The sequence below is a fragment of the Serratia sp. 121840015-1 genome (assembly GCF_053627655.1).
Genome location: NZ_JBSEYF010000002.1, coordinates 256587 through 278078 on the forward strand (window position 1 = coordinate 256587; position 21492 = coordinate 278078).

Consider the following 21492-nt stretch of genomic DNA (forward strand, 5'->3'; position numbering starts at 1 on the left):
CTCGGGCTTCAGTGAACGCGATAAAAAGACGCCTGCGGGCGTCTTTTTTTATGGCTGTTGAATCTTTATCTCTGCCGAGAGGGTTAATTTATTTTTTTCCCACCATCGTCTGTAAAGCGAAAAGCGCCGACTCATATTGCTCTTTATTGACCCGTTCAAGGTACCTGTTATCAATCGCGTCGGCGATTGGGCGGCTGGCTTCGAACAGCGCCTGTCCCGCAGGCGTCAGGTAAATAAATCGGCGGCGCTTGTCCTGCTCGCCTGCTTCACGCTTTAACAGACCTTTCCCTTCCATTCGGCTGAGTAATTCAGCCAGCGCGGCTTTACTGCTGATTGCCGCCTCCATTAACTCGACTTGCTCAATACCCGGAGTTTCTGAAACGGTGGCCAGAATGGAATATTGCTGTTTACTGAGTTCAGGGAGCGATTTCTGCCATTGAGAACTATGATCCTGAAGCAACTCGCGGATGAGATGGAAAAAAGTATTGGCCAGCGTTCTGTTCATACGTTTATTCCTTAAGAGGAAAAAAGCGAGCAATAATATCAATATAACAAAACTGACCGCTGAGAGATACTTGCCCTGGCAGGTCGTTCGTTTACGAACGGTTACATCTTGCCCGCTTGTTTTATCCCGATCCCAGGGCTAGATTTGACATATTGTTCGTATACGAACTTTGTCGAGGTAGGCATGAGATTAACGATCGCGATGACGGGTGCTACCGGGGCACCGCTCGGTACGGCGCTTCTCCAGGCCCTGAAAGATATCGAAGGTATAGAGACGCATTTGATCTTGAGCCGGTGGGCCAAAAAGACCATTGAGCTTGAAACAAAGCACAGCCTACGTGACGTGATGGCGATGGCTGATGTCACACACAGTGCGGCCGACCAGGCCGCCACGATCTCCTCGGGTTCATTTCGCATGGATGGCATGATCATTATTCCCTGCAGCATGAAAACGTTGGCGGGAATTCGCGCGGGTTATGCTGAGGGGCTTATTGGCCGAGCGGCGGATGTCATGATTAAAGAAGGGCGGAAGCTGGTGTTGGTTCCAAGGGAAACGCCGCTGAGCGCCATCCATCTGGAAAATATGCTGGCGCTCTCGAAGCTGGGCGTTTCATTGGTCCCCCCGATGCCCGCTTATTATAACCATCCCACTCATATTGATGACGTCACCGATCATATTGTCGCACGGGTTCTGGACCAGTTTGGCCTTGATTACAGCCGGGCAAAACGCTGGGCTGGATTAAAAAAAGAGGTTTACAGTCAGGAGGGTTAAATATGGCTTATGACGATCTTCGAAGTTATTTGGCGGCATTGGATAAGGCCGGGCAATTACTCGACATTGCCGAGGAGGTGCAGGCGGAGCCGGATATCGCCGCGGCGGCCAACGCCACCGGAAGAATCGGTGAGGGCGCCCCCGCCATTGCATTCAGGAACATTAAAGGCTTTGAACATGCGCATGTGGTGATGAACACCCTCGGCTCATGGCAGAATCACGCCATCGCGCTGGGCCTGGCGCCGACCACGCCGGTGAAACAGCAAATCGATGAGTATATTCGCCGCTGGGATCATTTCCCTGTCTCTGCAGAGCGCCGCGATAATCCGCCCTGGGCGCAGAATGAGGTCAACGGCGAGGAGATTAATCTGTTTGAAATCCTGCCGTTGTTTCGCCTAAACGACGGCGACGGCGGTTTTTATCTGGATAAGGCCTGCGTCGTTTCCCGTGATCCTGAAGATCCCGCTCATTTCGGCAAGCAAAACGTCGGCATTTACCGTATGGAGGTGAAGGGCAAACGCAAGCTGGGTTTGCAACCGGTGCCGATGCACGACATCGCGCTGCATCTGCGTAAAGCCGAAGAGCGCGGAGAGGATCTGCCGATTGCCATTACGCTGGGCAACGATCCCATCATTACGCTGATGGGGGCGACGCCGTTGAAATACGATCAGTCGGAGTATGAGATGGCCGGCGCCCTGCGCGAAAGCCCCTATCCGATAGCGACGGCCCCTTTGACCGGCTTCGATGTGCCGTGGGGGTCTGAAGTGATCATCGAAGGGGTGATTGAAGGCCGCAAGCGCGAGATTGAAGGCCCGTTCGGCGAATTTACGGGCCATTATTCCGGCGGCCGCAACATGACGGTGGTGCGTATCGATAAGGTTTCTTACCGAACGCGGCCGATTTTTGAATCCCTGTATCTGGGCATGCCCTGGACAGAAATCGACTATCTGATGGGGCCGGCCACCTGCGTGCCGTTGTATCAGCAGCTGAAAGCCGAGTTTCCGGAAGTGCAGGCGGTCAATGCGATGTATACCCACGGGCTGCTCGTCATCATTTCCACCAAAAAGCGTTACGGCGGCTTCGCGCGCGCGGTGGGGATGCGGGCAATGACCACGCCGCACGGATTGGGCTATGTGAAAATGGTGATCATGGTCGATGAGGATGTCGACCCCTTCAATCTGCCGCAGGTCATGTGGGCGCTGTCCGCCAAGGTCAATCCGGCCGGCGATCTGGTGCAATTGCCGAACATGTCCGTGCTGGAACTGGATCCCGGCTCCAGCCCCGCGGGGATTACCGACAAGTTGATCATCGACGCGACAACGCCGGTGGCTCCGGATGCGCGTGGCCACTACAGTCAGCCGGTCAAGGATTTACCTGAGACCGCCCTGTGGGTGGATAAATTAACCGCCATGTTGGCTAACCGTCCTTAAGGAGCTCCTATGATTTGTCCTCGTTGTGCCGATAAACAGATAGACGTCATGGCGCATTCACCGGTCAAGGGCGTATGGACGGTATACCAGTGCCAGCACTGTCTTTATACCTGGCGGAATACCGAACCCGCCCGCAGAACGGAACGGGAGCATTATCCGCCTGAGTTTCGCATGACTCAGCAGGATATCGATAATGCGCCGGAAGTGCCGGCCATTCCTCCTCTTTTGACGAAATGAACCCAAAGACGGGCAAGAGCCCGTCTTTTGATGGAAATCGCTATGATGAATAACGAAGACGTCGTTTTGCTCGATGCCGCCTGGCAGCCTTGCGGAACGATGCCGAAAAATCAGGTGCACACGCATCATACGCCGCTGCATTTGGCCTTTTCATGCTATCTCTTTACCCCAGAGGGCAACGTGCTGGCCACAAGACGTGCGTTGAGTAAAACCGCCTGGCCGGGGGTTTGGACCAATTCCTTTTGCGGCCATCCCCTGCCGCAAGAGGCGCTGGCACAGGCGGTGATGCGCCGTGCCCAGGTTGAACTGGGCACGGAGGTGGAGCAGATAATGTTGCTGAGCGAAGCTTTCAGCTATCAGGCTACCGATGCGTCCGGCGTAATGGAAAATGAAGTTTGCCCGGTATTTGCCGCGCAAATAAAAGGCGCGCTCCATCGCAATCCGGATGAGGTCGCGGATTATGCCTGGGTCGAGCTCAATCATTTAATGGCGGCGGTAAAATTAACGCCTTTTGGTTTCAGCCCGTGGATGGTTTCGCAATTGAATACCGACGCGATAGCCGCAGGTTTGAAAGAATATCGGGATGCGATAATGGTCAAGCGTTCAGCGGGCGGCGTAGGGCGGCAATAAAATAAATAGCCACCGCGGGGGTGACTATCTATTCGTGCTTACAGGCTGCCGCCGACCGAGGTCGAGGTGGAGCCGATAGTTTCGCGGAAATGTTTTGCGTAGTCCGCCACTTCCTGCTGCGTATGGGTCAGGCCATACAGCCCCAGCCCCACACCGCCTGCGACGCCGCCGATGATGGTACCGACCAGTTGGCCGACGGCGCCGGCAATAAAGCCGCCGGCCCCTGCGGATTTGCCTGCAATCAGCGCGCCGGTCATGGCGCCGTCCAGCAACCCATCCCAGGCCGCGTTCAGATCGCCACCGCTAACGTACTGCTCTTCATATTGACTAAGTACTTTCATATACAATCCTTATAAATAAAAGGGTGACTTAGTGGGGTTAATTAATACCGAGAATAACGCTGTGGCGCTATTCCACTTTAAAAATATAACAGCTGATAATCTGTTGGCAATAATATATCCAATGAGGAATATTGTTTGGTTATATATGCGACTATTTATTTTCTGTCGATATTTTTATGACAGGGGTTGAGAATATTCTTGGTTAAAAAAGGCGATATCACTGGAAACCTCATCATGCCCTTATTGCGGACGGGCTGAGGCGATTTCTTCTTGTCGTTGCCGTGGGCCCGCCGTGGCTGTCACTATTTTCACATTTCAGGCTCTGCTACCCGTTAGGCGAGTGCGTCCGCCCTGTGATTATTCCATTAAAAACTATAGCTAATTAATGGGTTATATCTCCGTGCTCGCCTCCCGTCATTGAAAGAATTCTCGCAAAACATCCACACTGTGAAAATAAGATCACACAAGCGTAACAAAAGGTAAACAAACCCCTCCTATATTGGCTGCTTCGCTTTTGGGAGGGAGTGTCATGCGTAACTGGAACGAACCGAAAAAGAATAAAGCGCACATCGAGCTGATCCCGATGATCGACGTGATGATGTTTTTATTGGTGTTTTTCGTCTTGATCAGCCTGAACGTCATTCCGGCGCTCGGGCTGAAAACGCAGCTGCCGTCTGCCGGCAGCGCGCAGCAGCTGAAACCGCAGAAAAAAGCGATCGTCACGCTGGGGGCCGACGAGCAGCTGCAGCTGGATGGCCAGCCGATTGCGCTCGACGCGTTGGTCAACACGCTGAAGCAACAGCAGCAGGCCAACCAGACCACCACCATCATCGTCAACAGCGACAAGGGCGTGGCGGTCGAGCGGCTGGTGGCGGTCATGGACAACCTGCGCCAGGGCGGTTTCCTCTCCGTCTCCATCGCGACACGGAAGCTGTGACATGTATCTGCTCTATCGCTCACGTCATCTTTTCAGCTGGCTGCCGGCGCTGATTGTCGCCGGTTGCCTGCTGTTCGCCAGCCAGCAGGCGGCGCTGAAGATCCAGCCGCGCTACGACGAAACCGCCATCGAACTGGCGCTGGTGGAGCCTGAACCGGCGCCGGAACCCCAACCGGAAACGCCGCCGGAACCCCAGCCCGAACCGCCGCCGCCCGAGCCGGAGCCGATCCCCGAACCGGTGGTGCCGGCGCCGGAACCGATCGTGGAAGCCAAGCCGGTGCCGAAACCGCAGCCGAAGCCCAAACCCAAACCGGTGAAGGAGAAAGCCAAACCGGTAGAGAAGCCTAAAGCGACGCCGGCGCCTGCCGCCCCGCGCGCGCTGGTGAGCAAACCGGCGGCGCAGCCCGCACCGGCCGCCCCGGCGGCGCCGAAGGTGAACGCGCAGGCGATTGAAAACGGCTATCTGCTGGCCTTGCGCCGCGAGCTGGAACAGCGCAAGCGCTACCCGAGCGGGCGCCAGGCCTCGCTCGAGCGCCCGCAGGGCAACGTCGAAGTGTGGCTGGAGGTCGATCGCAGCGGGCGGGTGCTCTCTTCCGGCATCGCCAACAAAGCTGCCAGCATGCTGCTGAACCGCGCGGCGATGAGCAGCCTGCAAAGCATCAGTTCAGTGAAGCCGTTCCCGAGCGAGGCGTTCGCCGGGCAAACAACCAAAAGATTTACCGCAACGTTCAATTATCAGGCGCCTTAGCGCAAGGGTTAATCGTTTGATTTTTATGGGATGCACACAATGAAATCGTTTAATCGTTCTGGGATCTATCTGGCGGTGATGTCGGCGATGCTGCCGGGCGCCGCGCTGGCGGCCGACGCCACCGATGTCGGCACCATCAGCGTCAAGGGGCAGTCGCTCGGCGGCGGCATGATGGTGCAGGATGACAGCGCCAAGGCGCGCTCCACCGTCACCAAAGAGGCGATGGACAAAATGCCGTCGGCGGCCAACGCCATCGACAAGCTGAAATACACGCCGGGCCTGAACGTCAACAGCAACGACGCCAGCGGCCTGAGCGGCGTGGACTACACCATGCGCGGCATGAACTCGGATCAGATCGGCCTGTCGATGGACGGCATTCCGATCAACGACTCCGGCAACTACGCGGTATACCCGAACCTGCTCGGCGATGCGGAAAACCTGGAGGAGGTGTTCGTCACCCAGGGGTCTTCCGAAGCGGACGGCCCGCACATCGGCTCCAGCGGCGGGAACATCGGCCTGGTGACGCGCCGCCCGGCGAAAGACTTCGGCGGTTTCGTCAAGCAGACGCTGGGCAGCAACAGCCTGAGCAAAACCTTCGCCCGCCTAGACACCGGCGAGTACAACGGCTTCAGTAACTGGCTCTCCTATTCGCACACCGAAGCGAAGAAGTGGCGCGGCGAAGGGCGACTGTACTCCGACAAGTTCGAGATGAACTCGCTGTATGAAGACGGCAACGGCAACAGCAGCAATCTGGTGATGAAGTACAACCGCCAGAACAACACCAACTACAACACCCTGAGCAAGGCGCAGTTCCAAAACGACGGCCGTGACACCGACTACGTCACCACGCCGGAGTACAACAACAAAGGACAGTTGAACAAGTATTACAAGATTGAACGCAACCCGTTCGAAAACTTCACGCTGTCGTTCACCCAGAAGCTGCAGCTGCGCGATAACCTGTCGCTGACCCTGCAGCCGTATTACTACTGGGGCAACGGCGGCAGCTTCAACGGCCAGACGGCGTCGGTGTTGTCCAACACCTCCAGCAAGGCCGGGCAGTACGATCTCAGCAACCTGAAATCCAACACCTACTACCGCCCGTCGTGGACCCAAACCTGGCGGCCGGGCATCACCACCAAGCTGAAGTGGGACATCAACGAGCAGCACAGCCTGGACGTCGGCTACTGGTATGAGCGCGCACGTCAGCTGCAGACTCAGCCGTTCATCAGCATCAAGGGCGACGGCAACCCGTCGCAGATTTGGGGCCAGCCGGGCGGATCCGATCAGGTGAAGGACGCCAACGGCAACACCGTTCAGGGGCGCAACCAGTACACCATCACTCCGGCGCAGAAGGTGTGGCTGCAGGACACCTGGTTCGCCACGCCGGACTGGACCTTCGTCGGCGGCCTGGCCTATCAGTACGTGGAGCGCAAAGGGGACAACCGCGGCAGCCTGTACAACGTGCCGGAGAAGCGCAAAGCCACCTATCATGAATTCCTGCCGAACTTCAGCGCCAGCTATAAGGTGAATCAGGAAAACCAGGTGTTCTACAACCTGACGCGCAACATGCGCACACCGCCAAACTACGTGCTGTACAACGTCGGCGACTCGCTCAGCACCAAGCCGGAACTGAGCTGGAACCACGAACTGGGTTGGCGTTTCCAGCAGGAAGACATGCTGCTGAGCGCCACGCTGTTTTACATGCGCTACAGCGATCGCCAAATCTCCACCACCAACTCGGCCGGCGACTACGAGATGATGAACATCGGCAACGTGGAGAACAAAGGGCTGGAGCTGGAGTGGAGCGGCCAACTGCCGCATAACTTCAACTACTACACCTCTTATACCTACACCGAGTCGAAGCAGAAGAGCGACATTGTCAGCAACGGCGGGCTGCCGCTGCCGACCTCCGGCAAAGAGGTGCCGAACGTGCCGAAAAATCTGCTGAACATGACGCTGGGTTATGACGACGGGCTGTATTACGGCAGCGTCAGCGGCAAGTACGTCAGTTCGTTCTACGGCGATCTGACCAACGACGAGAAGATCGGCGGCCGCACGGTGTTCGATCTGGCGGCGGGGGTGCATCTGCCGGTGGACAAGAAAATCGTCAAAAGCGCTGCGCTGCGCTTTGGCATCAGCAACCTGTTTGACAAGGAATACCTGACCTCGGTGCGCACCACCACCTTCAACGCGGCACCTTACGGCGGCGTGAAAGCCAGCACGCCGTATTACAACGTCGGCGAAGAACGCACCTTCAGCGTCTCGCTGGAAGCCACCTTTTAACTGAATACCCCGCCGCCTGCCGGGCGGCGGGAAAGAGGAGCCCTGTATGGACGCCAATCTGTTGCACGACATTATTTTCTACGTGATGTACGCCGCGCTGGCGATCGCGCTGGTGATCATCATCGAACGCACGCTGTACTTCGCCTATACCCAGCGCCAGGCGCGCCGGCTGGAGCAGGCGCTGACGCCGGACGTACGCCGCGCCGCCGATCTGCCGGACGAGCTGACCCAGCGTAACAGCCTGCCGATGGCGGTGATCGCGCCGGTATTGGCGCAGAAGCACCGCGCCGGCGACCGCGAGGCGATCGGCGATCTGATCGACGCCCAGTACCTGCTGAGCAAGCCACCGATGGCGCGCGGCCTGTGGCTGCTGGAAACCGTGGTCACCGCCGCGCCGCTGCTGGGGCTGCTGGGCACGGTGATGGGGATCATCGAAACCTTCAAGGCGCTGGCCGCCTCGGGGGTGTCCGAGCCGAGCCTGGTGTCGGCCGGGATGGGCACCGCGCTGTACGCCACCGGCCTCGGCATCGCCATCGCGCTGCTGTGCCTGGTGGCCAACAACTTCCTGCAGAGCCGCATGGAGCGCATCAACGAACTGCTGAAGGTGCTGTTGATCCGCGCCGGCCAACCGGCCAGCCGCCCGGAGAGCGGCAGCGGCGAACAATGGGTTGACAGCGGAGCGCCGCGCTATGCCTAATGGCCATCCAGTACGGCGGCCGTTCGGCCGCCTTTATACGGCATTGTGGGGCGGTTGTTTGTTGATGTTGAGCCAGAGCGCTGCGGCGCGTTTTGCGATTCCCGGCTACGAGCTGGTGTACACCGCGCCGGTGGAAACCGCGCTGCAGGCCGACGACCTGCGCAACACCGCCGAGGTGTGGCGCGAGATGTTCGACGCGGCGAAAACCCGCATCGATTTGGGGCAGTTCTACGTGGCGAATCAGGACGGTTCGCTGCTGGATGGCGTGCTGCAGCACCTGAAGGCGGCCGGCGAACGCGGGGTGAAAATCCGCTTTTTGGTGGAAGATAAGGGCATTCGCATTTCTACCGCTGAGACGCTGGAACAGCTGAAGGCGATCCCCAATCTGGAGCTGCGCATCATTCCTTACCAGAAGCTGAGCGGCGGCATCCTGCACGCCAAGTATCTGCTGGTGGACGGCGAGCAGGCGTTCGTCGGCAGCCAGAACTTCGACTGGCGCGCGCTGGAGCATATTCACGAAACCGGGCTGCGCATCAGCGACGCCAAGGTGGTGGGGCAGATCCAGGCGATCTTCGAGCAAGATTGGCAGGCGCAGGCGCTGCTGGCGCAGGATAAACCGGTGCCGCCGCTGCCCGATTCGCCGATGACGGCGCCGACGCAGGGCAACTATCTGGTGGCCAGCCCGCGCGCCTACAACCCGGCGGGGGTGATTGACTCGCAGGCCGAGCTGCCGCGCTTGCTGGCCGGCGCCAAGCGGCGGGTGCGGGTGCAGGTGATGGATTACGCGCCGCTGTCGTTCGGCCCCGAACGCAGCCGCCCCTTCTACGCGGTGATCGACAACGCGCTGCGCAGCGCGGCGGCGCGCGGGGTGCAGATCGAGCTGATGGTGGCCAACTGGAACACCAAAAAGCCGGATATCGCCTGGCTGAAGAGCCTGGCGCTGGTGCCGAACGTGCAGATCAAAGTGGTGACCATACCACCGGCCAGCAGCGGCTTCATTCCGTTTGCCCGCGTGATCCACAGCAAGCTGATGACCATCGACGATGAGATTGCCTGGGTGGGCACCAGCAACTGGACCGGCGGCTATCTGGACAACTCGCGCAATCTGGAGCTGGTGATGCACAGTGCGGCGATGAGCGGGCGGTTGGACCAGCTGTACCAACAGCTGTGGAACAGCGTCTACGCCGAACCGTTGCGGCTGGATTACGACTACCCGACGCCCAAACCGGGCGGCGAATCCTGATAGGCAGGGCGCGGTTAACCCCGCGCCCTGTGTTTTTACCGCCGCCAGCCGGCCTTCCCCAGCGCCGTCACCAGCTGCTCGGCGCTCAACCCTTCCGCCCGGTGGCCGTTGCCGCTGACGGTATTGGCCGCCAGCAACGCATTCACGATCGCTTCCTCCACCGCTTCCGCTGCTGCGGCGAACAGCGCCGAAATGTAGTCGTTGTTCACCATGCGCAGCGGCGTGGTGAAGGCGCCTTTATCGGCGTAGTCGGCGGGCGGCAGGCCGTCATTGCCGGTGGCGAAGGCGATGAAAATGTCGCCGCTCGAGTCCTCGGTGCCGCCGCCGGTGCGGGCGATGCCGATGCTGGCGCGCTGCGCCAGCCGCGCACACTGGTGCGGCAACAGCGGCGCGTCGGTCGCCAGCGCCACCACGATGGAGCCCATGCCGGGATGCGGCAACTGCGGCGTGAACGGCGAGGGGAGATGCCCCAGATGCCGGCCTACCGGGTAACCGCCGACCAGCAATGATTCGCGCTTGCCGTGGTTGGCCTGCACGATGGCGCCCACCGTCCAGCCGCCCTGATCGGCGGGCAAGCGGCGCGACGCGGTGCCGCTGCCGCCTTTGAATTCATGGCAGATCATGCCGCTGCCGCCGCCGACCGCGCCTTCCTGCGGCAAGCCGCCCCGGGCCGCCTGCTGCGCCTGGCGCACGTGCTCGGCCTTGACGTGAAAGCCGTTGATGTCGTTGAGCAGGCCGTCGAAGGTTTCCATCACCACCGGCATATTCCAATACACCGCGTTGTCGCCCGCGGGCAGCGTTTCACGCTCCAGCGCGATCAACGCATCGCGCACCACGCCCACGCTGTGGGTGTTGGTGAAGGCGATCGGGCTGGTCAGCAGGCCCGCTTCGCGCACCCATTCCAGGCCAGTGGCGTCGCCGTTGCCGTTCAGCACGTGCACGCCGGCAAAGCAGGGGGCGTGGCGGGCGGAGCCGGGGCGCGGTTCGATCACCGTCACGCCGGTGCGCACGCTGCGCCCGTCCGCCAAATCGGCATGAATGCTGGCATGGCCAACGCGCACGCCGGGCACGTCGGTGATGGCGTTCAGCGGGCCGGGCGTGCCCTGTCCGATGATGATGCCCAGATCCTGAGCGCGCTGCGTCATGGTTATTCTCCTTCTATTGAGGGGGCGGCGAGGGGCGCCGTCTGGCGGCCGCGCAGATGGTTCAGCGCCAGCCCGAAGCCGATAATGCCGGCAATGATAATAAAGTCTTTCAGGCTGCTGGCGATCAAAATCGTCCACAGCACGTACAGGCAGCACAGCAGCGCCACCACCACCGGCAGCGGCCACAGCGGCATCAGGTACGGGTGGTGGAAGTGGCGGCGACGGCGGCTGATCAGCGCCGCCACCGCCATGATGATATACACCAGCAGCAGCAGGATCACGGTGAACGAGGTCAGCGATTCGAGATCGGAGCAAAACGCCAGCAGCGCCGACGGCACGCCGAACAGCAGGGTGGCGATCCAGGGAGTGCCGAAGCGCGGGTGGATGATTTTCAGCGCCCGGTTAAACGTCGGCAGCCAGAAGCCGTCGCGCCCGCTGGCGAACATCATGCGGCTGAACTGCGCCACGATGGCGATGATGGCGTTGAACACCGACAGATAAATCGCGCCGCTTACCACCCGCGCCAGCGTCGGGCCGCCGAGCTGGGTGACCACATAGCCGACCGGATCGGCCTGTTTGGCCATCTCGGTCAGCGACGGCGAGCCGATCAGCAGGGCGGTGAACGGCACCAGTTCCACCAGCACCACGATGACCAGCGTCAGCATGATCGCGATCGCCATCGGTCTGCCCTGTTCGCGCATGTCTTCCGCCATGTACACCGCCGCGCCGTAGCCGTTGTAGGAGAACAGCGCGACCCCGACCATGGCGACGATCAGCGGCAGCGACACCGGCGCCAGGCTGCCCTGCGCGTCCAGCATCACCGGCGCGGTGAGGATCTCCGTGCTCTGATGCGGGTGGCTGAAGCCGAGCCAGGCGATCAGCGCCAGCACCGCCACTTCCACCACCAGAAAGGCGCCGGTCAGCAGGGCGTTGGCTTTGATGTTGAAAATGGCGCAGATGCCGCCGACCAGCACGGTGAGCATGCCGGCGGTCGAGGCGTCGAACTGGGTGCCCAGCGCGGTGTTCAGGTAGGGCACCGCGCCGGTGGCCAGCACCGCCGGCACGAACAGTGAGGCGCTGAGGATAAACAGGTAGGTCTGCAACCCGCACAGGGTACCGAACAGGCGCTTGATGATGCTGTACTCACCGCCGGCGCTGGGGTGTGCGGCGCCGAGCTCGGCATAGCACAGCGCGATGGCGGCGGCGACGCAGGCGGCGATCAGAAACGACAGAAAGGCGCCGCTGCCGGCGCTGGCGATCGCCAGCGGGGCGATGACGAAGATGGAGCTGGCCGGCGTCACGCCGGACGCGGTGATCATCACCACGTCGAGGACGCTGAGATTGCCTTTGAAGGTGTGTTCAGGGGCGGACTCTTTCATGGGATAACGACTCCATTAACGTGTGAGTGAATTATTGTTTTGCTGCACAGGCTGTACGCAGGAATCAAATGGAGCGCGCGGAAATGCCGGGGAGCGTTGCTCCCCGGAAGTTTATTGTTCTTATGTGTTACCCCTGTCCCGACGGGAAGCTGAAGCTGGCGCGCCGGGCATCGCCGGAGGCCGGCCAGCGCTGGGTCACGGTCTTGCGTTTGGTGTAGAACCTGACGGCGTCCGGGCCGTAGGCGTGCAGATCGCCGAACAGCGAGCGCTTCCAGCCGCCGAACGAGTGGTAGGCCACCGGCACCGGCAGCGCCACGTTGATCCCCACCATGCCGACCTGAATGCGGCTAGAGAAGTAGCGCGCCGCTTCGCCGTCGCGGGTGAACAGACAGGTGCCGTTGCCGTATTCGTGGGCGTCGATCAAGGCCATCGCCTCCGGTAGCGACGCCGCGCGCACCACGCCGAGCACCGGGCCGAAGATCTCCTCCTGATAGATGCGCATGCCGGGCGTCACGCGATCGAACAGCGTCGGGCCGAGGAAATACCCTTGGCTGGGGCGGCCGTCTGCGCCGATCACGCTCAGCTCGCGGCCGTCCACCAGCAGCTCGGCGCCTTCGGCTACGCCCTGATCGATATAGCCTTTTACCTTCTGATAATGCTGTTGGGTCACCAGCGGCCCCATGTCGTTGCGGTTGTCGCTGCCGGGGCCGACGCGCATGGCGGCCATCTGTTGCCGCAACCCGGCGATCAGCGCTTCGGCGGTGCCGTTGCCCACCGCCACCACCAGCGGGATGGCCATGCAACGCTGGCCGCAGGAGCCGAAGGCGGCGCCCATCAGCGCGCCGACCGCGCCGGGGATATCGGCGTCAGGCAGCACCACCGCGTGGTTCTTGGCGCCGCCCAACGCCTGCACCCGTTTGTTCTGCCCACAGCCGGTGTGATAGATGTGTTCTGCCACCGGCGTCGAACCGACGAAGCTGATCGCTTTGACGCGCCCGTCATGCAGCAGCGTCTCCACCGCTTCGCGATCGCCGTTGACCACGTTGAGCACCCCCGGCGGCAGCCCGGCTTCCGCCGCCAGCCGTGCGATATACAGCGCGGCGGAAGGCACGCGCTCGGAAGGCTTCAGCACGAAAGTGTTGCCGCACGCCACCGCCATCGGCCACATCCACAGCGGCACCATCGCCGGGAAGTTGAACGGCGTGATGCCCGCCACCACCCCCAACGGTTGAAACTCGCTCCAGCTGTCGATGCCCGGGCCGGCCTCTTTGCTGTGTTCGCCCTTCAGCAGTTCCGGCACATAGCCGGCATATTCGATATTCTCGATGCCGCGCTGCAGTTCGCCCAGGGCGTCGCTGAGCACCTTGCCGTGCTCGGCGGTGATCAGTTGGCAGATGGCGTCGGCGTGCTGCTCCAGCAGATCCTTGAGCTTCATCATGATGCGCGCGCGCTTCAGCGGCGGGGTGTCGCGCCAGGCGGGATAGGCCTGTTCGGCGGCGGCGATGGCGCGCTCCACCGTGGCGCGGTCGGCCAGCTGCACCTCCTGCGCCGATTGGCCGGTGGCCGGGTCGTAAACCGGCTGGCTGCGTTCGCCGCCGGCGGCGGGCTCGCCGTTGATCCAATGGGTAATGGTCATGGTTCTCTCCTTATTCGGTGGCGTTGAGGGCGTCGCCCACGGCGTTGATCAGCGCATCGATCTGCGCTTCGCTGCTGATGAACGGCGGCGCCAGCTGCAGGGTGTCGCCGCCGTAGCGCACGTAAAATCCGCTTTCCCAGCAGCGCATCGCCGCCTCGAAGGGGCGCCGCGCCGGTTCGCCCGGCCGCGCCGCCAGCGTAATGCCGGCCGCCAGGCCGATGTTGCGAATGTCGGCGACGTGTTTGGCTCCTTGCAGGCTGTGTACCGCGCGCTCGAAGTAGGGCGCCAGCGCCTGTACGCGCTCCACCATCTGTTCGCGCTGCAGGATGTCCAGCGTCGCCAGCGCGACCGCGCAGCTGACCGGGTGGGCGGAGTAGGTGTAGCCGTGCGGGAATTCGAGCTGGTAGTCCGGCTCGCCACCGTTCATGAAGGTGTGGTAGATCTCCGGCCGCACCACCACCGCGCCCATCGGCTGCGCGCCGTTGGTCACCTGTTTGGCGATGTTCATGATGTCCGGCGTGACGCCGAACGCCTCGGCGCCGGTCATCGCGCCGCAGCGGCCGAAGGCGGTGATCACTTCGTCGAAGATCAGCAGGATGTCATGCTGGGTACAGATTTCGCGCAGGCGCTGCAGGTAGCCGACCGGCGGCACGATCACCCCGGCGGAGCCGGAGAAGGGTTCGACGATCACCGCGGCGATCGTTGAGGCGTCGCGCAGCGCGATGATGCGGTTGAGCTCTTCCGCCAGCTCTGCCCCCTGTTGCGGCATGCCGCGCGAAAAGGCGTTGCCGGCCAGCAGGGTGTGCGGCAGGTGGTCCGCTTCGGCGCCGGCGCCGAACGTCTTGCGGTTGCCGGCGATGCCGCCGACCGAGATACCGCCGAAGTTAACGCCGTGATAGCCCTTTTCCCGGCCGATAAAGCAGGTTTTGCCCGCCTGGCCTTTGGCGCGCCAGTAAGCGCGCGCCATTTTCAGCGAGGTGTCCGCCGCTTCCGATCCGGAGCCGGTGAAGAACACGTAATCCAGCCCCGCCGGCGTCAGTGCCTTGATCTTGTTGGCCAGTTCGAACGACAGCGGGTGGCCGAACTGAAACGCCGGCGAGTAATCCAGCGTCGCCAGCTGGCGCTGGGCGGCGTCGGTGATTTCCTGCCGGCCGTGCCCCAATCCGCAACACCATAACCCGGACAGGCCGTCGAAAATCTTTCTGCCGTCATGGCTGGTGTAATACGCCCCCGCGGCTTGAGTAATGATGCGCGGCTGCGCTTTAAAATTACGGTTACCGGTAAAAGGCATCCAATGGGCCTCTAACCCTTCGGCATCGAGACTATTTAGCGGGTGATTTTCAGCGGCCATGTTTTCCTCCGAACAGGAAAATAAGAGCGATTAATGAAATAAATCGAGTTGTTAACGAATTGTTGTGCGAAATTGACTATGTACCGCTTGTTCTCTACTGTGAATAATCATATGTCGAAACTTACTTAAGGTTTTATGCAAGTAAAAAAGCGCGCGCTGTTAGGGCAATTGTCGGATATGGATCTGCGTTTGCTGCGGGTATTCAAGGCCGTGGTCGACTGCGGCGGCATGAGCGCCGCCGAACTGGAGCTGAATATCAGCCTGTCGACCATCAGCAAGCACATCAAGGATCTGGAGCAGCGGCTGGGCCTGACGCTGTGCCAGCGCGGGCGCGAGGGCTTTGCGGTCACCGACGAGGGGCTGCTTATCTACCAGGAAACGGTCAACCTGCTGGCGGCCACCGAGGCGTTCCGGCGCGGGGTAGACGAGGTGCACCAGCGCATGGGCGGGCAGCTGCACGTGGCGATATTCGATCATACGGTCAGCAATCCGCAGGCGCAGATCGGCCGGGCCATCGCATTATTCAGCGAGCGTGCGCCGGAGGTTTCTTTGCAAATGTACGTGGAGCCGATTAATACCATTGAACGCGGCGTCATTGACGGACAATTTCAGGTTGGCGTTATTCCCATGCACCGCAGCGCGGAAAGTTTATCTTATCATTCGTTATTCAGTGAGAGGATGTTCTTATATTGCGGCGCGCAGCATGAATTATTTTCCGCCCCCCATGAAACATTAAATTGGGATCTGCTGCACAATTATGCCTTCGCCGGATTAGGCTACCATTCGCCGAATATGGAACTGAGCCTGCAGCAACATTTGCATCGCAAGGCGACGGGGTTCGCGCAGGAGTCGATCGCCACGCTGATCCTGTCCGGCAAATACGTCGGCTTTTTGCCGGATCACTACGCGGCGTTTTTCGTGGCGCAGAATATGATGCGGGCGATCAAACCGGCGCTGTTCCGCTATCACTGCGAATACTCCAGCGTGCTGCGCCGCTCGCCGGTGCCGCAGCGGGTGGTGAAGCTGTTCCATGAGTGCCTGCTGGCGGCCCACGGAATGGAATGAGGATTATTCTCTGAACGCGATGCCGCGCCAAAAATCCTCGACCAGTTGTTCAATGCGATCTGGGGTTTCCCGGGTATTTGAGGAGACAATCGCATCGACAATTTTATGGCTTTGCAGCGACAATAATTGAGCGGCAGTAATGCCGTGTGAACTTTGTTGCAGAAGTGCGGCAATATCGAGACCAAGCAGAAATGCACCCATTCTCTCCAGATCCGCGTCCAGGTCATCCTCTTCAAGCGGGGCGTCCCAAATGCGTTCTTCTTCAATGTTGCCATATTCGCTAATGATGGTGAAAAGGTCGATGGCGTCCTTCCCGTTCCCATGTCCGCGGGCTTGCCAGGCGAAAATTTTTAGCATGGCTAATCCCGGTAAAGAGCAAAACGGCAGTTCAGCACCGTTAAACAAGCGCACGACGACCGTATGCTCAAAGGCTTCCCGGAAGCCGTCGACATTCATGACTATCGCTCGGTCGGGAGGCCAGGCGATTTTATTCTCTTCCGCTACGCCGCCGAACGGAATGATATCCAAGTGGTTTTCCGCCCAGATCAAATGGTGCGGGTTGCCTTTTGTGGTTGTTGCGCCTTCGGCGATGAAAGCCGCCTGCAGTTCCGTAAACGACGACCAATCATCGACAAAGATGGCGATATCAATGTCGCTGGTTCTGCGCCCGGGCCTTCGGCCATGGATATGGTGTATTAGCACTTCGCGTGCCGTTGCGCCCGCAACGAAGAAAGCCACATTTTGCTGCGCGCAAACGGTGACAATTTGCGTGAGCAGCTTTTCAGTCTCTGAAGAGAGCGCTATCTGTAAGACCAAGGTATTTGTCATTTATCATCCTGGCGACTTCGAGATTACGGCTATCTCGGCTGGCGAGTAATTCAGCGATGCTGAGCATGGCCTGAGAACGTAGGGTGAGTTTCAGCGTCTCACCCCAGAATGCACCGGTCATTTGCAGCCCGCCATGTTGCTGAGGAAGCATACCCAGCTCTTTTCTACGTTGCTGCAATGGGGTGTGGGTAAACAGCATCAAGGTCTCGGGGTAAAGATAACCTTCGGTTAGCAGCGCCGCGGCCGCTTCTCCTCCCCAAATCTCGTTTGGCTTCAACGTCAGGTCTTGCCAGTTTGTTGGCGCGACCAGATTGAGCCTTTTTAACTTTGGTCGGATCATGACTGCATATTCACGCAGCCAAAGTGCTGTCAGCGATTCAGGTGACAATAATCTGCGTCCGCTTTTCGATTTGCGGTAATAGCGCTGACTTTCCAGATACTCGAACGCCTTACTGACCATCCCCAGTGAGATGCCCGCAGCGGCGGAGAGCTCGCGATAGGTTGCATTGATCGCCTGTTCGTCGTTTAACAACACCAGCAGTAGTTTTAGTGTTCCTTCACTGATCCTGGCTGCACTATTATCACTATTAGTGAGGGATTTAACCGGCTTTTTGCCGGAAATACGCAGAAACAGCCCTTTAGTAACGATGCTGGCATTACCGGCGGCATCAATGAAATTGAGACGCAGTTCTTCACAAATCTCGGCTTGAGCGGCGGTCAGGTGAGGGCAGATAAGCAGACGTTGGTCTGTTGCATCGTCGTGCCATGCTTTTTTCAGCAAAAAGAGATTTTCTTTCCGGTGGATCGATTTTATCTCTATCTTGAAGTCAAAGGTTTGATCGCGTCCGACAGTCAGGATTGCCAGACCGTCGTAGTCCTCATTGTTCGAAGAGCGTTTCACCGTCAGGTGCAGGTTGGTCGGCAAATTTTCGCTTACTGCGGTCAAAAGCGCATCTTCGGTTTCTGGTTTAGACATTTGTTCATACTCTCCTTTTGTTCATGAGTCGTGAACAAATTAATACTATGAACAAAAGTGGTGTGCTGCAAGTGATTACTCGACAGGTGAGGAAGGATGATTACCGAATTGGCCAAGAATGAACAGGGACGAGATTTTGCCGTTGGCGATCTGCACGGCTGCCTGGATGAGTTACGTGTGCTGCTTGAGCATGTCGGGTTCGACACACGCCGTGATCGTCTGGTCGCCGTGGGTGACTTAATCGATCGTGGCACGAACAGTTTGGGGTGTCTGACATTACTTGAGCAGCCCTGGTTTTTTTCTGTGTTGGGCAATCATGAGAAAGTGCTGCTTGATTATAGGCAAGCGACCGAGAGCCAGCGGCAAAGTGAGATCGCTCAGAGATGGAAGATGATGGGCGGGGATTGGTTTTTTGAACTGGACGATGCGATGCGGTACCGCTGCCAGCAGTTAGCCATGATGCTCCCTTGGGTGATTAAACTCACCGTCGCTCAAGTCGATTATTGCGTGATTCATGCTGAGGTGCCTCCTGAAATAGATTGCCTCGAAACGTTCCTTACAGGGTTGCAATCTGGAGACCCGGTGAGTACGCATAGCTGTCTTTTTGGGCGCCGGCGTAACCGTGCCAAGTACGATGGGCCAATAATGAATGTCGGTTATGTACTGTGCGGGCATACGCCAGGTGAAGGTGCGCGCCAATTGGGCAATATGTGCAACCTGGATTATGGCGCGTTTGATATCGCCAACCGTGGGGCGCTTTGCCTGCTCGAACTGGGAACACACCGCCGCTATTTGTTGAGAAAAGACGGTATTGTCGAGCAGGCATTTGATGCTGCTTAAAGTCGCTTACTGCTCTTTCTTCTTGCCGAAGATTTTGATCAGCGCGCCGACCAGGATGCCGACCGCGATGCCGGCGAAGATCCAGCCGATGATGCCCATTTCCTTAACTCCTGCTAGTGCGTTGATCTGATTATACCCGTCATACTTGAAACTGCATCTGTGTTGGCTGCGAGTGCGTACGCCAGTCACTGACTTGAGTAAGCTCCTGGCGAGCCACCTCTTGCCGCCGGGATGCCGCTCCAACTATTTAGTTAGGGTAGATATCATCATTCGACGCGAAACGCCTCTTCGATCATCCGTTGCCGCTGTGCCGGCGCATAGTCGATCCAGGAATTCTTGCTGTTGGATTTCTCCAGCGCCACCGCCAGTTCCTGGCCGGAAATCGGCAAATCGTCCTGCCAGAACGGCGCGATGGCGTGGCGGGTGATGAAATCGGTCAGGTAGCTCTCCGGGCTGCCCTGCCAGTGCGGGTACAGGCGCGCGGCCAGCTCGGCCATCAGCGCGCGTTGCTGCGGCTGTTCGCTGCTTTCCAACAGGGCAAGGAACGGCAGCAGCAGGCGGCCGCAGACCTGGCCGTGGTGGTAGTCGCGCAGCGCGCCGATCTCGCCGGCGATGCCGTGGATCACCCCCAGCCCGGCGGCGCTCAGCGTCAGCCCCCCAAGGTACGAAGCTTGCATAATCGCTTCGCGCGCCGCGTCGCTGCGGTTGAGCGCCGGCCAGGCCGCAAGGAAGTGGCGGATGCCGCTCAGCGACATGTCGCGCGTCATGGCGCCGGCGGTTTTCGACAGATAGGCCTCGAACAGGTGGGTGAAGGCGTCGATGGCGCAGTAGGCCAGCACCTTGTCCGGCGCGTCGGCCAGCAGCTGGGGATCGAGAATGGCGGTGTGCGGCACGAAGTTATTGTGGCGCAGCGAGGCCTTCACTTTGCTGACCTGGGTGTCGGTGATCACCGCGTTCTGCGTCACCTCGCTGCCGGTGCCGGCGGTGGTAGGAATGGCGATCAGCGGCAGGGTGGCGCCGCTGATTTTGCTGTCGCCCACTTTTTCCATATAGCGCAGCGTCGGCAGCGGATGCTCCACCAGTGCGGAGAACGCCTTGGCGGCATCCAGCACGCTGCCGCCGCCGATGGCCACCACGCGCCGTGCCTGGCCGCGCCAGCGCGCCACCCAGGCGTCTATTTCCTGCGGCGACGCCTCGTGGCTGACGATCTCGGTGCCGATGAGCAGCGGCGTCAGCGATTCGCGCAGGCCGGCGTACACCGGGCCGTTGAGAAAAGATCGGCAGCTGAACAGCAGCGTCGGCTGCGGATCGGCAAGCAGCAGCGGCGGCAGTTGCTGGATGCTGCCGTGGCCGAACCAGGTCTGGCGGTTGGCGATGATGTGGCTGACGGACATGAGGTCTCCTTGACGGCGTTGCAGGGCGCGATGCCACAGCATAAGCCAGCGGGCGCGGAGCGGCCACCGCTTTCCCCGCTGCGGCAACTTGTGAGTTGTTTAACATGTAAACGATCGTGTTCTTGCATTTCGGCGCGCCGGATGCTTTTTTTAACAGTACTGGCCGCCATGCGGCTAACCCCATCCGAAATCGGTAGATTGTTAATGTATTAATAATGGCGAGGCGGGTATGGATATTCAGGTTGAACGCTTGTCTGCGGTGATCGATGCGGTGGCCAGCCCGCGCTTTTATCCCAGCCTGTTGAATTGGCTGGAAGGGTTTTTCGCCTTCGACAACGCCATCGTCTATGCCTTCGAACGCGGCCGGCCGCCGCGCTGCCTGATCAAAACCGAGCGGGAAAACAGCGATGCGGTTAACCAGATCTACCAACAGGGCGCCTATCTGCAGGATCCGTTTTACCGCGCGCTGAACGACGGCGGTGAAGGCGAGGTGCTCACGCTGCGCCAGCTGGCGCCCTGCGGGTTTTATCACAGTGACTATTACCGTAATTTTTATCGCAAGACCGGCTGGCACGATGAGGCCGGCGTGCTGCTGCAGCTGACGCCGGAGCGCGGGCTGGGGGTGTTCTTCGGCTCGGCGTGCCGCACGGTGGCGGTGCGCTACCCGCAGCGGGCGGATCTGCGCAGCGCGCTGACGCTGGTGAAAAGCGTGGCGCGGCTGCATGGCGAAGTGGTGGCGGCACCGGCCGAGGCTGACACGGGGAACGACGATGGCGCGCAGGCGCGTTATCTGCTGACGCCGCGCGAGCGCGAGATCGTCGATCTGATCCTCGCCGGCTGCGGTTCGCAGCAGATTGCCGACCGGCTGTTCATCAGCCTCGGCACGGTAAAAAATCACCGCAAGAACATCTACGGCAAGCTGAACATCGGCTCGCAGGCCGAACTGTTCAGCCTGTTGCTGACCGCCCCGCAGCGCCGCAGCGCGTGAATGTTAATTTTTTGTAGCGAATGTCCCTAAGGGGACATAGCGGCACGGCTGCCGCCTCCCGATAATCC

General features: G+C 59.9%; 21 protein-coding genes. 12 read left to right on the forward strand and 9 right to left on the reverse strand.

All coding sequences use genetic code 11. The features are described from left to right. Positions 1-88 precede the first annotated feature (88 nt). Complete coding sequence (locus ACUXAC_RS14615; protein WP_060422158.1) at positions 89-505, reverse strand: MarR family winged helix-turn-helix transcriptional regulator; 417 nt, start codon at positions 503-505, stop codon at positions 89-91. A gap of 183 nt (positions 506-688) precedes the next feature. Here ACUXAC_RS14615 and ACUXAC_RS14620 point away from each other — a divergent pair, with 183 nt between their 5' ends. The 4 genes from ACUXAC_RS14620 to idi are packed head-to-tail and all read left to right on the forward strand — an operon-like array spanning position 689 to position 3573. Further along, a complete protein-coding gene (locus ACUXAC_RS14620; RefSeq protein ID WP_147839701.1) occupies positions 689-1276 on the forward strand; it encodes a non-oxidative hydroxyarylic acid decarboxylases subunit B in 588 nt (195 codons plus the stop codon). A 2-nt stretch (positions 1277-1278) separates the two neighbouring features. After that, the gene (locus ACUXAC_RS14625) at positions 1279-2706 is read left to right on the forward strand and encodes a non-oxidative hydroxyarylic acid decarboxylases subunit C (RefSeq protein ID WP_454266742.1); all 1428 of its coding nucleotides are present in this window, start codon (positions 1279-1281) and stop codon (positions 2704-2706) included. Positions 2707-2715: 9 nt separating this feature from the next. Then, positions 2716-2943 carry a non-oxidative hydroxyarylic acid decarboxylases subunit D gene (locus tag ACUXAC_RS14630; RefSeq protein WP_072265380.1) on the forward strand — a complete coding sequence of 76 codons (228 nt, stop codon included), beginning with the start codon at positions 2716-2718 and terminating at the stop codon, positions 2941-2943. Between the two features lie 42 nt (positions 2944-2985). Then, entirely contained in the window at positions 2986-3573 is a 588-nt protein-coding gene (gene idi, locus ACUXAC_RS14635) for an isopentenyl-diphosphate Delta-isomerase (protein ID WP_060440927.1), read from the forward strand. Between the two features lie 38 nt (positions 3574-3611). On the opposite strand, the gene ACUXAC_RS14640 is transcribed toward idi, so the two are convergent. Beyond that, positions 3612-3914: a DUF5862 family protein gene (locus ACUXAC_RS14640; RefSeq protein ID WP_004933246.1), complete on the reverse strand. Its 303-nt coding sequence runs from the start codon at positions 3912-3914 to the stop codon at positions 3612-3614. A gap of 529 nt (positions 3915-4443) precedes the next feature. Between ACUXAC_RS14640 and ACUXAC_RS14645 the strand changes: the two genes are divergently transcribed. Genes ACUXAC_RS14645 through ACUXAC_RS14665 form a run of 5 tightly spaced genes read left to right on the forward strand, consistent with a single transcriptional unit; the run spans position 4444 to position 9822 of the window. After that, a complete protein-coding gene (locus tag ACUXAC_RS14645) occupies positions 4444-4851 on the forward strand; it encodes an ExbD/TolR family protein (RefSeq protein ID WP_038878355.1) in 408 nt (135 codons plus the stop codon). Between the two features lies 1 nt (position 4852). Beyond that, positions 4853-5599, forward strand: coding sequence for an energy transducer TonB family protein (locus ACUXAC_RS14650; RefSeq protein ID WP_070915062.1), 747 nt, complete (start codon positions 4853-4855; stop codon positions 5597-5599). A 39-nt stretch (positions 5600-5638) separates the two neighbouring features. Next, complete coding sequence (locus ACUXAC_RS14655; RefSeq protein WP_064291107.1) at positions 5639-7882, forward strand: TonB-dependent receptor family protein; 2244 nt, start codon at positions 5639-5641, stop codon at positions 7880-7882. Positions 7883-7928: 46 nt separating this feature from the next. Next, a complete protein-coding gene (locus tag ACUXAC_RS14660; protein ID WP_019454931.1) occupies positions 7929-8579 on the forward strand; it encodes a MotA/TolQ/ExbB proton channel family protein in 651 nt (216 codons plus the stop codon). Continuing rightward, positions 8572-9822, forward strand: a complete 1251-nt coding sequence (locus tag ACUXAC_RS14665) for a phospholipase D-like domain-containing protein (protein ID WP_343181177.1) — start codon at positions 8572-8574, stop codon at positions 9820-9822. Before ACUXAC_RS14660 ends, ACUXAC_RS14665 begins: the two co-directional genes overlap by 8 nt. Before the next feature lie 35 nt (positions 9823-9857). Here ACUXAC_RS14665 and ACUXAC_RS14670 read toward each other — a convergent pair whose 3' ends face one another. From ACUXAC_RS14670 to ACUXAC_RS14685, 4 genes are all read right to left on the reverse strand, one after another. Next, a complete protein-coding gene (locus ACUXAC_RS14670) occupies positions 9858-10967 on the reverse strand; it encodes a DmpA family aminopeptidase (protein ID WP_343181178.1) in 1110 nt (369 codons plus the stop codon). Positions 10968-10969: 2 nt separating this feature from the next. Beyond that, positions 10970-12346, reverse strand: a complete 1377-nt coding sequence (locus ACUXAC_RS14675) for an APC family permease (RefSeq protein WP_060440827.1) — start codon at positions 12344-12346, stop codon at positions 10970-10972. Between the two features lie 127 nt (positions 12347-12473). After that, positions 12474-13982 carry a CoA-acylating methylmalonate-semialdehyde dehydrogenase gene (locus tag ACUXAC_RS14680; protein ID WP_070915054.1) on the reverse strand — a complete coding sequence of 503 codons (1509 nt, stop codon included), beginning with the start codon at positions 13980-13982 and terminating at the stop codon, positions 12474-12476. A 10-nt stretch (positions 13983-13992) separates the two neighbouring features. After that, positions 13993-15333 carry an aspartate aminotransferase family protein gene (locus tag ACUXAC_RS14685; RefSeq protein WP_047729079.1) on the reverse strand — a complete coding sequence of 447 codons (1341 nt, stop codon included), beginning with the start codon at positions 15331-15333 and terminating at the stop codon, positions 13993-13995. Positions 15334-15468: 135 nt separating this feature from the next. Between ACUXAC_RS14685 and ACUXAC_RS14690 the strand changes: the two genes are divergently transcribed. After that, positions 15469-16398, forward strand: coding sequence for a LysR family transcriptional regulator (locus tag ACUXAC_RS14690; protein WP_060440825.1), 930 nt, complete (start codon positions 15469-15471; stop codon positions 16396-16398). A 3-nt stretch (positions 16399-16401) separates the two neighbouring features. Here ACUXAC_RS14690 and ACUXAC_RS14695 read toward each other — a convergent pair whose 3' ends face one another. Further along, positions 16402-17226: a nucleotidyl transferase AbiEii/AbiGii toxin family protein gene (locus ACUXAC_RS14695; protein WP_060440824.1), complete on the reverse strand. Its 825-nt coding sequence runs from the start codon at positions 17224-17226 to the stop codon at positions 16402-16404. Beyond that, positions 17180-18202: a type IV toxin-antitoxin system AbiEi family antitoxin gene (locus tag ACUXAC_RS14700; RefSeq protein ID WP_060440823.1), complete on the reverse strand. Its 1023-nt coding sequence runs from the start codon at positions 18200-18202 to the stop codon at positions 17180-17182. The genes ACUXAC_RS14695 and ACUXAC_RS14700 overlap by 47 nt, the downstream gene beginning before the upstream one ends. A 96-nt stretch (positions 18203-18298) precedes the next feature. On the opposite strand from ACUXAC_RS14700, the gene ACUXAC_RS14705 reads away from it, so the two are divergent. Beyond that, positions 18299-19042, forward strand: a complete 744-nt coding sequence (locus ACUXAC_RS14705; protein ID WP_087762965.1) for a metallophosphoesterase — start codon at positions 18299-18301, stop codon at positions 19040-19042. Positions 19043-19308: 266 nt separating this feature from the next. Here the strand turns inward: ACUXAC_RS14705 and ACUXAC_RS14710 are convergent, their stop codons facing one another. Beyond that, complete coding sequence (locus ACUXAC_RS14710) at positions 19309-20436, reverse strand: iron-containing alcohol dehydrogenase (RefSeq protein ID WP_100396019.1); 1128 nt, start codon at positions 20434-20436, stop codon at positions 19309-19311. Between the two features lie 229 nt (positions 20437-20665). Here ACUXAC_RS14710 and ACUXAC_RS14715 point away from each other — a divergent pair, with 229 nt between their 5' ends. Further along, positions 20666-21424 (forward strand): helix-turn-helix transcriptional regulator, encoded by a 759-nt coding sequence (locus ACUXAC_RS14715; RefSeq protein WP_038878388.1) that lies wholly within the window; start codon positions 20666-20668, stop codon positions 21422-21424. The last annotated feature ends 68 nt before the right edge of the window (positions 21425-21492 follow it).

What these genes read in the sequence shown, in the direction of transcription:
- ACUXAC_RS14615 (WP_060422158.1), bottom strand. Translation starts at nt 505, where the DNA reads ATGAACAGAACGCTGGCCAATACTTTTTTCCATCTCATCCGCGAGTTG.
- ACUXAC_RS14620 (WP_147839701.1), top strand. Translation starts at nt 689, where the DNA reads ATGAGATTAACGATCGCGATGACGGGTGCTACCGGGGCACCGCTCGGT.
- ACUXAC_RS14625 (WP_454266742.1), top strand. Translation starts at nt 1,279, where the DNA reads ATGGCTTATGACGATCTTCGAAGTTATTTGGCGGCATTGGATAAGGCC.
- ACUXAC_RS14630 (WP_072265380.1), top strand. Translation starts at nt 2,716, where the DNA reads ATGATTTGTCCTCGTTGTGCCGATAAACAGATAGACGTCATGGCGCAT.
- idi (WP_060440927.1), top strand. Translation starts at nt 2,986, where the DNA reads ATGATGAATAACGAAGACGTCGTTTTGCTCGATGCCGCCTGGCAGCCT.
- ACUXAC_RS14640 (WP_004933246.1), bottom strand. Translation starts at nt 3,914, where the DNA reads ATGAAAGTACTTAGTCAATATGAAGAGCAGTACGTTAGCGGTGGCGAT.
- ACUXAC_RS14645 (WP_038878355.1), top strand. Translation starts at nt 4,444, where the DNA reads ATGCGTAACTGGAACGAACCGAAAAAGAATAAAGCGCACATCGAGCTG.
- ACUXAC_RS14650 (WP_070915062.1), top strand. Translation starts at nt 4,853, where the DNA reads ATGTATCTGCTCTATCGCTCACGTCATCTTTTCAGCTGGCTGCCGGCG.
- ACUXAC_RS14655 (WP_064291107.1), top strand. Translation starts at nt 5,639, where the DNA reads ATGAAATCGTTTAATCGTTCTGGGATCTATCTGGCGGTGATGTCGGCG.
- ACUXAC_RS14660 (WP_019454931.1), top strand. Translation starts at nt 7,929, where the DNA reads ATGGACGCCAATCTGTTGCACGACATTATTTTCTACGTGATGTACGCC.
- ACUXAC_RS14665 (WP_343181177.1), top strand. Translation starts at nt 8,572, where the DNA reads ATGCCTAATGGCCATCCAGTACGGCGGCCGTTCGGCCGCCTTTATACG.
- ACUXAC_RS14670 (WP_343181178.1), bottom strand. Translation starts at nt 10,967, where the DNA reads ATGACGCAGCGCGCTCAGGATCTGGGCATCATCATCGGACAGGGCACG.
- ACUXAC_RS14675 (WP_060440827.1), bottom strand. Translation starts at nt 12,346, where the DNA reads ATGAAAGAGTCCGCCCCTGAACACACCTTCAAAGGCAATCTCAGCGTC.
- ACUXAC_RS14680 (WP_070915054.1), bottom strand. Translation starts at nt 13,982, where the DNA reads ATGACCATTACCCATTGGATCAACGGCGAGCCCGCCGCCGGCGGCGAA.
- ACUXAC_RS14685 (WP_047729079.1), bottom strand. Translation starts at nt 15,333, where the DNA reads ATGGCCGCTGAAAATCACCCGCTAAATAGTCTCGATGCCGAAGGGTTA.
- ACUXAC_RS14690 (WP_060440825.1), top strand. Translation starts at nt 15,469, where the DNA reads ATGCAAGTAAAAAAGCGCGCGCTGTTAGGGCAATTGTCGGATATGGAT.
- ACUXAC_RS14695 (WP_060440824.1), bottom strand. Translation starts at nt 17,226, where the DNA reads ATGACAAATACCTTGGTCTTACAGATAGCGCTCTCTTCAGAGACTGAA.
- ACUXAC_RS14700 (WP_060440823.1), bottom strand. Translation starts at nt 18,202, where the DNA reads ATGTCTAAACCAGAAACCGAAGATGCGCTTTTGACCGCAGTAAGCGAA.
- ACUXAC_RS14705 (WP_087762965.1), top strand. Translation starts at nt 18,299, where the DNA reads ATGATTACCGAATTGGCCAAGAATGAACAGGGACGAGATTTTGCCGTT.
- ACUXAC_RS14710 (WP_100396019.1), bottom strand. Translation starts at nt 20,436, where the DNA reads ATGTCCGTCAGCCACATCATCGCCAACCGCCAGACCTGGTTCGGCCAC.
- ACUXAC_RS14715 (WP_038878388.1), top strand. Translation starts at nt 20,666, where the DNA reads ATGGATATTCAGGTTGAACGCTTGTCTGCGGTGATCGATGCGGTGGCC.